The organism is Lachnospira eligens (genome assembly GCF_009680455.1).
In the GTDB taxonomy this organism is placed as follows: domain Bacteria; phylum Bacillota; class Clostridia; order Lachnospirales; family Lachnospiraceae; genus Lachnospira; species Lachnospira eligens_A.
The window spans coordinates 21495-36769 of record NZ_WKRD01000001.1; the positions used below are offsets into that span (position 1 = coordinate 21495).

Annotated in this window: 15 protein-coding genes; 3 read left to right on the forward strand and 12 right to left on the reverse strand. The window is 38.0% G+C overall.

Annotated elements, in window-relative coordinates; all coding sequences use genetic code 11:
• The first annotated feature begins 204 nt into the window (after positions 1-204).
• Entirely contained in the window at positions 205-936 is a 732-nt protein-coding gene (gene ymfI / locus GKE48_RS00115; RefSeq protein WP_334296459.1) for an elongation factor P 5-aminopentanone reductase, read from the forward strand.
• On the opposite strand, the gene GKE48_RS00120 is transcribed toward ymfI, so the two are convergent.
• Entirely contained in the window at positions 937-2106 is a 1170-nt protein-coding gene (locus GKE48_RS00120) for a cation diffusion facilitator family transporter (protein WP_173016861.1), read from the reverse strand.
• A gap of 160 nt (positions 2107-2266) precedes the next feature.
• On the opposite strand from GKE48_RS00120, the gene GKE48_RS00125 reads away from it, so the two are divergent.
• Positions 2267-3709 carry a serine hydrolase domain-containing protein gene (locus GKE48_RS00125; protein ID WP_154300207.1) on the forward strand — a complete coding sequence of 481 codons (1443 nt, stop codon included), beginning with the start codon at positions 2267-2269 and terminating at the stop codon, positions 3707-3709.
• A 45-nt stretch (positions 3710-3754) separates the two neighbouring features.
• Here GKE48_RS00125 and GKE48_RS00130 read toward each other — a convergent pair whose 3' ends face one another.
• The 11 genes from GKE48_RS00130 to GKE48_RS00180 all read right to left on the reverse strand — a co-directional run bounded on the left by GKE48_RS00130 (position 3755) and on the right by GKE48_RS00180 (position 13934).
• Complete coding sequence (locus GKE48_RS00130; protein ID WP_055216070.1) at positions 3755-4387, reverse strand: ATP-binding cassette domain-containing protein; 633 nt, start codon at positions 4385-4387, stop codon at positions 3755-3757.
• Between the two features lie 2 nt (positions 4388-4389).
• Entirely contained in the window at positions 4390-5325 is a 936-nt protein-coding gene (locus GKE48_RS00135; RefSeq protein WP_147604223.1) for a DUF2705 family protein, read from the reverse strand.
• Positions 5235-5990: a hypothetical protein gene (locus GKE48_RS00140; RefSeq protein WP_055287396.1), complete on the reverse strand. Its 756-nt coding sequence runs from the start codon at positions 5988-5990 to the stop codon at positions 5235-5237. Before GKE48_RS00140 ends, GKE48_RS00135 begins: the two co-directional genes overlap by 91 nt.
• The gene (locus GKE48_RS00145) at positions 5987-6556 is read right to left on the reverse strand and encodes a hypothetical protein (protein WP_154300208.1); all 570 of its coding nucleotides are present in this window, start codon (positions 6554-6556) and stop codon (positions 5987-5989) included. Before GKE48_RS00145 ends, GKE48_RS00140 begins: the two co-directional genes overlap by 4 nt.
• On the reverse strand, positions 6543-7364 hold the full coding sequence (locus tag GKE48_RS00150) for a hypothetical protein (RefSeq protein ID WP_117916118.1): 822 nt from the start codon (positions 7362-7364) through the stop codon (positions 6543-6545). Before GKE48_RS00150 ends, GKE48_RS00145 begins: the two co-directional genes overlap by 14 nt.
• A gap of 16 nt (positions 7365-7380) precedes the next feature.
• Entirely contained in the window at positions 7381-8265 is an 885-nt protein-coding gene (locus GKE48_RS00155; RefSeq protein ID WP_055287390.1) for a hypothetical protein, read from the reverse strand.
• 153 nt (positions 8266-8418) lie between these two features.
• A complete protein-coding gene (locus tag GKE48_RS00160) occupies positions 8419-9291 on the reverse strand; it encodes a hypothetical protein (protein WP_118391236.1) in 873 nt (290 codons plus the stop codon).
• Between the two features lie 137 nt (positions 9292-9428).
• Positions 9429-10610 carry a CgeB family protein gene (locus tag GKE48_RS00165; protein ID WP_173016862.1) on the reverse strand — a complete coding sequence of 394 codons (1182 nt, stop codon included), beginning with the start codon at positions 10608-10610 and terminating at the stop codon, positions 9429-9431.
• Entirely contained in the window at positions 10607-11902 is a 1296-nt protein-coding gene (aroA, locus tag GKE48_RS00170; RefSeq protein WP_154300210.1) for a 3-phosphoshikimate 1-carboxyvinyltransferase, read from the reverse strand. The genes GKE48_RS00165 and aroA overlap by 4 nt, the downstream gene beginning before the upstream one ends.
• Before the next feature lie 25 nt (positions 11903-11927).
• On the reverse strand, positions 11928-13301 hold the full coding sequence (locus GKE48_RS00175) for a citrate/2-methylcitrate synthase (RefSeq protein WP_243138399.1): 1374 nt from the start codon (positions 13299-13301) through the stop codon (positions 11928-11930).
• 81 nt (positions 13302-13382) lie between these two features.
• Positions 13383-13934, reverse strand: a complete 552-nt coding sequence (locus tag GKE48_RS00180) for a YcxB family protein (RefSeq protein WP_154300212.1) — start codon at positions 13932-13934, stop codon at positions 13383-13385.
• 560 nt (positions 13935-14494) lie between these two features.
• Between GKE48_RS00180 and GKE48_RS00185 the strand changes: the two genes are divergently transcribed.
• Positions 14495-15259 carry an SDR family NAD(P)-dependent oxidoreductase gene (locus GKE48_RS00185; protein WP_055216079.1) on the forward strand — a complete coding sequence of 255 codons (765 nt, stop codon included), beginning with the start codon at positions 14495-14497 and terminating at the stop codon, positions 15257-15259.
• Positions 15260-15275: the final 16 nt, after the last annotated feature.

Here is a 15275-nt window from a genome sequence, read left to right on the forward strand (position 1 = left end):
TCGGTCTTTAAAAATGTGGAAAACTTTTCAAAGCATTTTAAAATCTTGTCAAGCAATTATTGAAATAAATACAATCTGAATTTCTTTTTGGTAAGTATGCACAAGGAAGTTTTTGTCAATATTTGTTTTTAATTTTTTTATAGAAATATCCAGTATTTTCCTGTATTATAATAACGATATTATTGAAATTAAGCGAGGCATATTATCATGAAAAAAACTATAGTTATAACTGGTGCTTCCCGTGGAATCGGAAAAGCAATTGCAATAGAACTTGCCGGAAAAGACACTAATATTGTTATCAACTGTGTGAATAATGTGGATAAACTAAATGGAGTCAAATCCATTATTGAGGAAAAAGGCAGTGTCTGTGAAACATTTATAGGCGATATGGGAAATTACAGTGATGTACAGAAAATGTTTGACATGTGCCTTCAGCGTTTCGGTCAGGTTGATGTGCTTATCAACAATGCCGGAATATCTGTTGTCGGACTTTTCCAGGATATGGGCGAAAATGAGTGGCACAGGATATGTAACACTAACATAGATTCTGTGTTTAACTGTTGCCATTTTGCTGTTAAAGACATGATGAAGCGACACTGTGGCAAAATTATTAATATATCTTCTGTGTGGGGACTGTACGGTGCAAGCTGTGAGGTTGCATATTCAGCAACAAAGGGGGCAGTCAATTCATTTACAAAAGCACTTGCAAAGGAACTTGCTCCAAGTGGTATTCAGGTCAACGCTGTTGCCTGCGGAGCTATTGACACAGAGATGAACGGTCATCTCTCAGATGATGACAAGGCTTCCCTTGCCGAAGAAATTCCTGCAGGCCGGTTTGGAGACCCGCAGGAAGTCGCTAAACTTGTTAAATCTCTTTCCGGAATGAACAGTTATCTTACCGGTCAGATAATAACTCTTGATGGCGGCTGGATTTAATCAGCCTGTATAACTTTTATCAATATTAATCACGGCGCGGCATTCACTCTGCTTCTCCGTGATTTTTTTCTGAATCTGTTTCTTTATCTCATCATCTGAAAGATGATAATTATAAGGAACAAGCACATCAAATATAAGATTTGTTATATATGGACCTTTAACAGTCCTGAAATCATGTATATCCAGTTCCTCACCTACTGACTTTACAACCTCAGTAGTCATCTTTCGCAAATGATTTATCACCTCATCATCTGTAACTACCGGATCCATATGTATGCTTATAAAGCATTTCATGTGCTTTTCAACTCTTCTTTCAGCCATATCTATATAATCATGTGCTTCCATCATATCCATATTAGCCGGAACCTCTGCGTGAAGCGATGCATATACTCTGCCCGGACCGTAATTATGCACAATCAGGTCGTGAACCCCAATTATGTGCTTATCCTGAAGAACAATATTCTCAAGTTCCTGTACATATTCTTTAGTTGGTGGCTGCCCAAGAAGTGGCTGCAATGTATCTTTTGCCGCACCAAAACCAGCTAATATTACAAATACTGCAACAACAACTCCTGCTATTCCATCTATATTAATATCAGAAAACAGTGTAAGAAGCACTCCTATAAGGACTACTGACGTTGCAACGCAGTCTGATAAGCTGTCTGTTGCTGTAGCCTTCATTGCAGCAGAATCCACCTTATTGCCAAGATATTTGTTGAATTTAGCCATCCACATTTTCATAAGAATTGATAATACAAGTATTATAAGAGATGACACAGATACCTCAAGCGGCGTAGGATGAAGTATTTTCCTGAATGATGTTGTCAGCAGTTCAAAGCCCATAATTATAATTGCTCCTGATACTATGAAGCCTGATATATATTCGATTCTTCCATGACCATACGGATGTTCATAATCAGCCGGCTTTCCTGCAAGCTTAAAACCTATAAGTGTAACAATTGAAGATCCTGCATCCGATAGGTTATTGACCGCATCCGCCATAATTGAAACTGATGCCGTAAGCACTCCTGCAATTATCTTTGCTAAAAACAGTATAAGATTACAGATTATCCCCACAATCCCGGCAAACACACCATATCTTGTACGGACTTCAGGGTTCTTCGTCTTATCATAATCTTTTATGAACCTCTTAAGTAATAAATCTATCATTTCCTTCTCCTTCATGCCCTCTGGCATATTTGCATTAAGTATATACCATATTGGATTTAATTTAAAGATTCTTATTTTTTGATTTACAGTATATACACAAAAGGACTATAATGGAAACAATTATTGTGTTTAATCATTACAACTATCTTGGAGGACAACAATGTTAGACTTTGAAAAGGTAATACCAGAAGATGTAGGAATATCTTCCACAGGACTTATCAGCTTTGCCAGAAAGCTTGAATATAACAACATTCCTATGCACAGCATAATTGTCATGCGACACGGTAAGATATGTATGGAAAGCTACTATGCACCATACACGAGAGACACTCTCCACAGAATGTTTTCTGTCACCAAATCTTTCGTTTCACTTGCCATCGGACTGCTTGCAGATGAAGGGAGAATCTCACTTGATGACCATATTGCAGATTATTTTCCTGAAAAGCAGCCAGAAACAGGCGTGCACCCATATATGCAGATGCTCACAATAAGGCAGATGCTCACAATGAGAACGTGTCACGATAAAAATGCGTACAAAATCGGAGACTCTCCTGACTGGGTAGGTTCTTTCTTTACTGTTACACCCGACCACGTTCCAGGGACTAATTTCTCTTATGATACAGCTTCAACACATACATTGGGTGCGCTTGTTGAAAAGCTCACTGGTATGGAACTGCTTGATTATCTGAGAACGAAATTCTTAGATGAATTGGGTTTTTCTAAAGAAGCATTTATATTAAAATCTCCTGATGGCAAAGTAAGTATGGGCGGTTCAGGAATGTGTGCAACACCACAGGATATTCTTAAGGTTATGTATATTGTATCTCAGAATGGTAAACTTGATGGAAAGCAATTGCTGCCGTCCGGATATCTTAAGGAGGCAACTGTTAAACAGAGTGATCCTTATGGAAAATCAGGCACATGGGAAGAAATGCAGGGCTATGGCTACCAGTTCTGGATGACAACTCACAATGGTTATGCATTTTTTGGCATGGGTGGACAGCTTGCCATATATTATCCAGATAAAGATGTTATTCTTATTACCACTGCTGATACACAGGGCCGTCAGGGCGGAGTTCAGCTGATATATGATGCATTTTACGAGGAAGTATACAGCCATATTGATGCATGTACTTATAATGGTGATAATAGTGATTATGAAGAATTCCAGAAGTTCGAGAATTCACGCCAGCTTCTTGTGCAGCCGGGCGAATATAGTTCAGACCTTGTAAGCAAAATCAACGGACAGAGCTATGAATTTGACGATAATCCATGTGGTGTAACAGACATAAAGCTTACATTTAACGGAGATGAAGGAACATTTTTCTATACTAATGCAACAGGAAATCACGAGCTGCATTTCGGACTCGGAAAGAATGTTTTCCAGAACTTCCCTGATTATAATTTCAAATGTGGTGCAAGCGCAGCTTTCAGAGCAGACAATAATCTTCTTATCAAAGTGCAGATTATTGACAGCGCCGTCGGCAATATGTATATCTCATTAAGCTATATTGACGATTATGTTACTGTTATGATGAGAAAGATTGAAGAGAGTTATTTTACTGAATACGATGGTGTGTTCAGTGGCAAATTAAGCATTTAGATATCAAAGGGCGATCACACTTACCTGTATGACCGCCCTTTTCCTTTACTTTTCTATGATTCTTCCTTCACTAATCTCAATTATCTCGTCAGAGAGCATCTCAAGTTCTTCCTTATCGTGGCATGCAATTATGATAAGTGCGCCTCTCTTCTTCTGTTCCTCAAGTATCTCATGCACCTGCTTTGCTCCTGCTTCATCAAGTGCGTTGATAGGCTCATCAAGTATGATAAGGTCAGGATTCTCCATGTATGCTGCAGCAATTCCAAGCTTCTGCTTCATACCAAGAGAATACTTCCTGTAAGTTCTCTTATCATCAGGGTCAAGCCCCACCTGACGTATTACCTCTCTTATATGTTCATCATCAACTCTGTTCTGGATTGATGCAAGCACCTTAAGATTCTTAAAGCCCGTATAATTACCGATAAATGCGGGATTCTCAATTAACACTCCGACACTGTCCGGAAATGTCATATCCTTTCCAAGAATCTTGCCATCTATCTCAACAGTTCCCTCTGTTGCTGATATAAGACCGCATATAACCCTCATAAGCATTGTCTTTCCTGAGCCATTCTTTCCCTTTAAGCCATACACTTTACCGCTTGTAAGTTCCAGATTAACATTATCAAGAACCTTTGCCTTCTTTATAACCTTTGAAACATTTGTAAGCTTTATTACCATAATTACACCCTCCAATCACTTTTCTTTAATATATCCATTTGCCTAAACGAAATATATCCTGCAATTACAGAAACGACTATCAGCACAATATCTGCAATAACCGTCAGCGTAAGGCTCCCGCCTTCAGGTGTATACATAATATTTCTTAACGCCATGAAGCCGTTACCTATAAACAGGAATGACCTGAAAAATACTCCCATAATCAGTATAACTACGACAGCAATGTACCCGATAATCGGTCCCATAATCTGTGAAACGCATATCTGCACAAGGCATATTGCAATTGTTGTGAGAAGCCCCACAATAATCATATACACTGTAAGTCTTGTAAGATTCGGATTATTCTTTATCAGTGTTTTGTCGTAACCGTCTATACTGATACACACCTGTTTATTGACCTGCAGGCTCAGTCTTCCGCCTGCCAGCGAAACACCGGCTATCTCAAGTATTAAGATTCCATAACAGATACATGCAGTAAACACTGCCCATATACATTTGGATAACCACCATACCAGCTTCTTACCTGCTCTCATAAGCACCATTCCGCCATAACCATTAATATCCTTGAATGGATAGTTACCTATTGCAAAGCCAATAAGAATATTAGGAAGTATGTATGCTGTCGGAATATTAATATCTGTCTGTACATCCACAATCCAGCGCATCCCGCGAAATATATATAATATGATATCCGATGATGTGTACTGTCCCATAAAATGTTTTGTCTTACAGCGCACAAGAAAGTCTGTTATAAGAACAGCATATACCACTGCAATCAGAAGAAATTTCTTCCACTGATGCACTATTCCATTAATGAAATCATATTTTATCTGAAAAATCACATTTTTCATCTGAAAAAGTCCTTTCTTCTGATAATAACAGTTGTTACCAGTGACACAGCCAGACACAGTATCAGCGGATACAATATATTCCGCCATATCTGCACACCGTTCATATAGATATTGCCTCTTAACTTGTAATAATATGTAAGAAATCCCATATACGCCATGTTCTCAAAGCTGCTCACAGCCAGGGCAGCAAGGAAACCTGCCCACTGGTTATTAGTAAGCCACCACATAATCATCATAAGCGTGCCTGATACATACAGTATTGCAAATGCTTCTATAACAAATGCAATTATAAAAAGCCACAGTGATGGGCGGTTCTGTACTATATCTCCTGTTGCCATGAATGCCTTGCTGAATTTTTCATCCCAGTTATATACTTTTCCTGTCATCAGATACCCGGCTGTTAAAGTTACCACCGTAATATACGCAGAGAAAAATCCTGCTGCCACAACCATATTAATCTGTGAATTAATCCACACATTTCTTACATTCTTTCTTCTTATAACTATTGCACTGTTCAAATCATATTTCTGAATATAAAGAACATAAAACAATACAAATGGAACAACATATCTCCACATTGTACTTACATTCACACTGATAAGTGCATCATACAGGCACGGATTTCCATTAATAACGGACTGACTCACAAGTTTTAGAATTATATCCATCGGTACAAGCGCTGTTACTAACACAAACACAGCCGCCGTAAGTGCAGCCTCGCTTACATTAAATAATAATTTTAATTTCTTCATCCATCTATACCCCTGATTACAATCGCCTGTCTTACTGGATAAGCCTTAAAACACAGATATATATCTTCATGAAGGAGCTTATCCAGCTTCTTTTCACTCAGATAATTTTTACTAATGACATATGCCAGTGTAAAGTCTTTGACCTCGCCTTTATCAACAGATACATTATCTTCACATACCATTCCCTGATTTTCATATCCATCCGGGTATATAACAAGATTAGAGTCTGTCACAATACTGAACATATTAAACTTATCCTGTGACTCATTCTGAACTTTAACCTTTAAAACTATATAATTAAACCTGCCCAGTTCCTTAACACTGGCGCTGTATTTTTCATTAACTTCCCGTTCAGTGCAGTAATCAATTCCTGTAACCTTAATCTTTATCCCATCAGAATACTGTACCCATTCATCCTTCTGGACGATTTCTTCTTCCGGCTCTGGAAATCTGTGATTCACATCTATATATCCAACCGCAACTACTACAGCAATTACTGCCATTATTATAAATGTAATTATAAACGGGTGCTTTCTTATGCTGAATCTGCCTTTAGTATGTTTCATGCTTAAGCCCTCCTATAAAATACACAACAACTCCAAGTATCAGTAATACTGCTATGTACACTATAAACGATGCTCCTGTATTGGTCTGTGCCATATTAAAAAGCTTTGTCGGTGCAATACCTCTCAGCCATTTCTTATCAGACATGCGCAGTATCGCATTTGCAAATTCAGTAATAATATATGGTGCAAGCATAGCCACAAATCTGTTATTAACTATATTAGATACAATAAGTGCTATTGTTGCCATAAGACCTCCGCACACAAAAAGCAGAATCATATACATAATCATATAAATGTGTGGATGTGTATAAAATATTGCTGACCATATACTTTTTGGAGAACTTGCAAATACACCAACCGGCCACACAAGTGATGGAAGAATAGTTATCGCAGTCAGGTAATTAATAAGCAATGGCATAACCACTACCACACCTCCCGTCACAAACACTGCAATATATTTGGCAGCAAGATAATTAAACTTAGCTGTTCTCGTTACATAATTCTTAATAATTCCACTTTTAATATCTGACAGATATGTAACTGCATACGGCATAGCCGCCAGTATCGGAATCAGCCTTATAAACAGACTGTATTCAAATGATACTCCATTACCTATCCACACCTGAAATGCACTTATCGGCATAAGTGTGGCATTATCAGGCATATATCCCATCAGCGGATTCATGGCTGCCGGTATAATCCTGGTTATAATCTGTGCTATGCTTAACCCCATCCCAATTATAAGAGCCAGCCACAGACTCCAGCTTTTAAATGCTCTTTCGAGCTCTGTCTTAATCATCACCTTCATACTGTTTTCCTCCCGGCTACTTGTCTATATCAAGCTTTACTATCGGAGAACCAACAGGAAATGCTTTATCAGTTGTACTGTAGCATGTATACAACGAATCTATAGTAAGACCATCTGTTGTTATATCCTTATATGTATCTATATATTGACCTCCAACATTAGCAGTTGTTCTTGTGTAAGAAGTAACAAATTCATAAGGAATGACCTCCATTGCAACAACCTCTTTAGTTTCTCCCGGCTTAATTGTAAGATGATGTCTGAATATTTCATGGTCATCATGGATATTAAGATATGATTGTCTGCTTTCTATGGTTGAATAATATGTTGCATCGTCCTGTTCGTTATATCTGAAGCAATACAAACGGAATCCGTTCGACAGAAACTGAAAATCTTCATCACCATTATTAGTAATCTTTAACTTCATCAGCAGGGCAACCTGCTTGATACCTTTTCTATCATTTGCAAATGTTCCATCTTCATTAATCATCTTGTCATATGCACTGAATTTTTCTGGTGTTTCAGTATCATATTTTATATATTCAGCTATGTCCTCCTCGCTCATCAGCTTGGATAACTCATCAACATTTTCAGCAATGGCTGTTTCACCTATACTGTATGTAAATTTGGTAACCAGTTTCCCTGTATAAATCTCCATATCAACATCTGAATATCTTTCAGCATATTTAGGACTACTTGAAACCATTCCCGCAAACACATTATCAACTTTGTTCTCACGTGATTCGTTCTCCTGAATAATTCCTGTCTGATTGGTCTGATTCTCTACGGCTGTGCTTGTCTCCTGAAAACGCTTCACATCTTCAATGCTCTGTCTGCTACAGCCTCCCATTAATAATATTCCTGCCATAAGGACCGGAATAATTAAACATTTTCTTCTCCCCATAAGTACCTCCTTGATATAAGTTCTCTTACACTTATATACGAAATACATTTGTAAAAAGTTGAAAAATAATAAAAAATTCCCGACAGACCATTGTGTATTCACACTTCCGGTCTGCCGGGAATCATTAATTATAATCAATTATCAAATTGTTAATTAGAACATAAGTCTTAATACCCATGTAAGGAAATTAACTGCAACATATGAGATTGCCATTATAAGAGGTATCTTCTTCTCATCCTTGCATAATGCACGGATTGCTATGTATACAAATGCATATCCTGCTACATTAGAAAATACTGTTACACATGAAGATATTCTGTCAATGAATCCTACTGATGTAAGACCTGTTACCCAGCTGAGTAACTCTGCTGGTATACCAAGTACTGCTGTAATGGCATATACTGCAAGGCCCTGCATATATGTAACATTAGCCTTGTTAAATGCCTTTGCAAGAAGCATAACTACAAGTGCAATTACAGCTGCCGCTACTGCTACCAGAAGAATCTCAAGAAGCATGTTCTTGAATATTGAGCCTGCTGGATATGGCTTGGTATTAGTATATGAGCTGTAGTAAGATGAAAGTAAGCTGTCAAGCTCTTTACTTCCTGTTGTAACCTTTGCCTTACTGTTAGCAATTAACATATCAAATAATCTTGTAAGCATGTTAATAATTGCCTGACCACCAATAAGTATTGCAATCATAATAACATTAGCTTTAGCAACAAATGCTGATACCGTTTCTACCGGTGATGTAAACAATCCCTTCAATACATTAACATAATCAAGGGCTGCATTAGCTCCTGCCTTCTTCACAGCGTCCATCTGCTGTGAAGCCTGCTGCTGATTAAATCCCTGCTGTGCCTGCTGATATGTCTGCTGACCTGCTCCCTGCTGGAATGTCTGCTGCGCTGCCTGCTGGTTAAATTCCTGCTGAGGCTGTGCTGCTCCGGCTGACTGTTGTGCCTGCTGACATGTACAGACTTCTCCGTCCTGTAACTGTCTTCCGCAATACTTGCAAAAACTCATTTCTTTTCCCTCCTGAAAGTAAAAGTTATAATATTGTATGGTTGTTGTCTCAACCTTTTTTATAATACCATATATATTTATTTTCAACAATGGTCATATATGCACATTTCAATATAGTAAACTGCTAAAATTGAACTTTAGTGCTTTAACATACCACATTTATCAAGTATGAACTCCATTCTCTTTTCATATGAATGAAACTTCACTGCTTTTTCATGTCCGTTTCTTGTAATCTGCGCACGCTCATCCTCATGATTAAGATAATATTCTGTCTTTCTTAACAGGTCATCATGGCTTTCGTAATACACATAATCTTTTCCATTCTCGAAAAAATCCATATATTCAAGCTGAAAACTGGTCATAAGAAATCCGCCTGCACCGACAATATCCCACGCCCGAAGCGGAATTCCCGTACGGATATTGCGCATTACAGGATTAATATTAATCCTGCTACAATTAAACACCTTAGGCATATCTGTCATATAATTAACTGCCCCCTTAAGATTAACTCCTATAAGCTCCTTATCCGGATCATCTGTATAGAGGTCTGTTGGAAAATGTTTTGCAAGCTTGTTAAGTATCTGCACCCTCTCTATATTAGCAAGTTTGAAACCTAAAAATGTTGATGAAAACACAAGTGCAATATCTGAAAATGCTCTTTCATCCTGCTTAAAATCTATAAGCTCACATAACTTTTCAAGTATATCAACTGTAAGCACTTTATCAAATATGCTGTCACCATAGATTTCCATCTGTGCTGCCATTGCCGCATCAAAATACCCTCTTAAATATTCCGGCAGCCTGTCCTTTATTTCATCATAAGAATTCCTGTGATACATTCCTCCGACAAATGATACTTCACTGTGCCATTTGTTCCGTTCATCAGCGGTAAGCGAACCTGTTATCTTATCAACACGGGAACAGTTTACAGCAAGCGGAAGATACCACACATGTTCTGCCCCAAGATTTTTTAGTTCCTCACAATAAAATCTGTCAAATATAAATATATAGTTACATTTATTAAATAAAGACTGATGATACAGTGATATAAGCGGACTATCTACCGTCCATGCAATATATTTTTTCCCAAGCTCTTCACATAAATCCGATACATGTGGAAAATAATTAAGTGAAAAAACACAGTCGTATGCAGAAAAGACCTGCCTAAGCTCCGCATAATCACGGAGCTTAAAGCCGGTCTCATCATCCTTATCTATTACTGTTTCTGTGTAATCATGTACTTCATGTCCGAAATATTCAATCGCAGACTTTACATCATCCTGATTGAACACCTTCCATCTGTATAAAAGTATTTTCATTGTGCACATGCCTTTTCAAGTACTTCAAAATAGTTCTCAAATGTCTTACAACAGCACTCATAATTATCAATTATTATGCCATCAACACGCAGTCCGATTAATGCAAATGACATCGCCATTCTATGGTCATTATATGTGTCAACAACACCTGGCTTAACATTGGCTGGAGATATCTCTATACGGTCTCTTCCTTCTTTGACATCAACGCCAAGATTGTTAAGCTCGTTGACCATAGCCTCAATTCTGTCTGATTCCTGTAATCTTATATGCTCGATATTCTTGATAACTGTAGTAGTCTTGGCAAATGGAGCAATAGCTGCAAGTGTCATTGACTGGTCTGAAAAATCATTCATATCAACATCAACACCGCAATATTCTCCATCCTTAGGTCCGCTGACACATATACCCTCGCGTTCCTCTGTCACAGCACAGCCCATCTGTTTAAGCACATCTATGAACTTAAGGTCCCCCTGCATTGAATTAGAATGTACGCCTTTAACGATAGCTGTTCCGCCTGTAAGTGCTGCTGCTGCATAGAAGTAGCAGGCTGCTGAGACATCCGGTTCAATATAATATGTCTGTGGATAGTAACCTGAGCCCGCAGGAACTACATATTCTGCCCCTTTATGGTCTACTGCACAGCCAAACTGTTCCATCATCTTAGCTGTTATACGCACATATGAGCCTTCTGTTTTATCACTTGTAATATGAACATGTATTCCTTCTTCAAGCATAGGAGATGTCATCATAAGTGCACTTAAAAACTGTGTACTTTCACTTATGCTTATTGATACATGATTCTGTGGTTTCTTTCCACCATATGCGGCACCCTTTACATTAACCGGAAGATGTCCGTCTTTCTCAAGGAACTCTATCTCTGCTCCCATGCTCTGTAATGCTTCAAAAAGCGGAAGCATTGGTCTTTTCTTCATCTGTTCAGAAGCTTCAATTGTGTACTCACCATCTGATAATGCAAGCATGGCTGTAAGGAATCTGGCTGCTGTTCCAGCACTTCCCACATTGATTGTTGCTCTCTTCTTAGGAATATCTCTTCCATGTCCATGAATGATAACATATCGTTCAACTTCGTTTACTTCGATAATATATCCAAGTGCGATAAGACTTAAAAGAAAATGTCTCGAATCGTCACTGAACAAAACTCCTTTAAGGGTACATTCGCCCTGTGATAAAGCTGCCATAAGCAGCGCTCTGTTAGTAATACTCTTTGAACCAGGCACTTCAACTGTACAGTGAATCGGGTGGTCCAGCTTCTTAACCTTGTACTGTGACATAATTTTACTACTCCATTAAACGTAATTATCTCTCGTCCATATCAACATATGGTCTGTGATGTCCAACATATTTGTATGCAGGACGGATAATCTTACCTGCATTAACAAGTTCCTCAAGTCTGTGTGCGCACCAGCCTGAAATTCTCGAAGTTGCAAACATTGGTGTAAACATTTCTTCTGGAATACCAAGCATTGTGTATACAAATCCACTATAGAAATCGACATTGGCACAGACTGGCTTAAACATCTTTCTCTTGTTCATGATAAGCTGTCCTGCCTCGCTTTCAACAAGCTCATATAATGCAAATTCTTTCTGCATTCCCTTCTCTTCTGAAAGCTGTTTTGCAAATTTCTTAAGAATAACTGCTCTAGGATCTGAATTAGTATATACCGCATGACCCATACCATAGATAAGTCCGGCATGGTCAAATGCTTCTTTGTCAAGGATCTTGTTAAGATATGTACATATCTCATCTTTATTGTCCCAATCGCTGCAATGTGCCTTAATATCTGTAAACATTTCCTGAACCTTTAAGTTAGCGCCACCATGCTTAGGTCCTTTAAGGGAAGCGATTGATGAAGCTATTGCTGAATATGTATCTGTTCCTGATGAAGTAACAACATGAGTTGTAAATGTTGAGTTATTACCACCACCATGCTCTGCATGAAGAACAAGACAAATATCAAGTACCTTTGCTTCAAGTTCTGTAAAGTCTCCGTCATCTCTTAACATATAGAGGATATTCTCGGCTGTTGAATAACCTTTCTTAGGATTCTTTATCATAAGTGTTCCATCAAGCTTAAAATGTCTGTATGACTGATAAGCATATACTGAAAGAAGAGGCATCTTGGCTATAAGCTGAAGACTCTGTCTTAATACATTAGGAATTGAAATATCATCCGGCTTCTCATCATATGAATAAAGACTTAAGATACTCTTCATAAGAGAATTCATAAGGTTAGTACTTGTAGCTTTCATAATAACATCTCTGATGAATGCACCTGAAAGTTCCTGAAGGTCTGTTAAGATTCTTATGAATCTGTCTAACTGATCCTTGTCTGGAAGTACTCCGAATAACAGAAGATATGTTGCTTCTTCAAATCTGAATCTGTCAAGGCTGCTTCTCTTGATAATCTCCTCAACATTATATCCCTGAAAATATAATTCTCCGTCTACAGGTATCTTTCTTCCGTGAACACTCTGGTTACCTAATACATCTGATATCTCTGTGAGACCTGTAAGTACGCCGTTACCATTGCTGTCACGAAGACCTCTCTTTACATCATACTCTGTATACAGATTCTGATCGATTATACCTGAGGCTGTACACTCTTTTACAAGTTCCTCAAAATCGCTCTTATCTACTGTTGAAAGTTCCATCATTTCCTGATTGTTCATGGCTTTCCTCCTCCTGATTATTTCCCGCATAGCTAAACGCAGATGAAGATATTATATCTGCTACTAATAGTGTTTGTCAATTTACTGCTGGCTGTTTCCTGTCTCATTTCTCATACCAATTACAGCATCAGCAAGCTGTCTCAGATCATCTGCACTTCCCTGGGTAAACCCTTTCTTGCTTACAACCAGGCAATTATCATCCCCAACAAACAGATATATATTATCAGAATCCTGATTCCATTTTACAACATCATTCCAACTGAATGTGTCACTGTCGTTTTCTTCATCTGTAATAATAATATTCTCTGCATCTATCTCATATGTGAATTTAATTCCTACCATCTTTCCATATATATTATGGAATTTCTTCTTATTGCTCTTATCCATTCCAATCATTCCTATATACAGAAATACTACCGCCACTAAACCAAACAGCACTATCATAAATGTATCAGCCTGCTCATTTCCTGTCATCTTAAGAACAAGCTCTCTTATCATCATCATTCCGAATATAAGTCCAAACATATTGTAAATCAGCTTAAAGGTCTTATATCTGCTGTTATCAAAATTACTGGCACGCATGGCACCTTCCATACATTCCTTTGTGAATGCTGTTTCATTCTTTATTGTCATCAATTCCTCCCTGTATAACACTACATTATGAACGCCTCTTTAGCAGGCTTTATCTAAGGAATAATTTTAAGCCCGGCTGGGGAGGTGTGTCAATGTTATATTGCAGGGGTGCGGTGGGCGGCGGTGTGTCATTGATGACGAGTTTGCTATATGGCATAAACTGCACGAATCTGATATAATATTTACATACATTTCCTATAAGATTGTTTTTATTTCAATGTTTATAGGCATAATTTTATTGTCTGGGATTAAATATCATGAATATTTTTCTCGTGATACCTATAGATAGTCGCATTTTATGTCAACTTATAGGACATTTCTGAACATTTTTATATTACATTAACTGAAAATGACACATGATGGCGATAAATCACCTATAAGAGTTATATTTTTGAATTGTTTATAGGCATCTTTATGAATATTGAAGATTTCCAAAGAAAATATCGCCAGTATTTGCCTATAAATCATGAGAATTTTTTATTCTTATAGGTTAAGCCAATATCTTGGAATTAAACTTTGAAAATCAGAAACATGAATTGAAAAAATAAAGGAGTCTTCTTATGAAACTTGCATGTATTACCGGAGCATCTTCCGGCATCGGAAAAGAATTTGCATATCTGCTTTCAGACCTTGAATATGACCTGATTCTTGTTGGAAGAAACTCAGCGGCACTTCACGAAATTGCTGATAATGTAGCTGTCAGGTGCAAATGTATCACATGTGATTTATCTGATGAAAAATCATGTGTAAAGCTTGGCAAAAAACTCCGCAAATATCCACTTGATATTATGATTAATAATGCTGGATTCGGAGAACTTGGCACATTTGCTGAAACGAAATTAAAGAATGATATCAACATGATTAATGTTAATATTAAAGCTGTGCATATACTTACAAAGGCCGTACTTCCGGGCTTTATACAACGCGACAGGGGCTACATCATGAATGTGGCGTCAAGTGCCGGGCTGCTTCCTGGTGGACCATATATGTCTACCTATTATGCAACAAAGGCTTATGTGACAAGCCTCACTACTGCAATACACGGGGAACTGCGCGACTTAAAGAGTAACGTTCACATAAGCATGCTCTGTCCAGGTCCTGTTGATACCAACTTCAACAATGTTGCCAATGTAAAGTTCGCATTATCAGGAATTCCTGCTGATTACTGCGCCTATTATGCACTTTGTAAAATGTTTACAGGCAAACTTACCATTGTTCCGACATTTACAATGAAAGCCGGAATTTTTGGCAGCAGATTCCTGCCAAGACAGGTGCTTGCCTTTATGACAGGTCACCAGCAGAAAAAGAAGACAGACAATATCTGATATGATACTGCCTGTC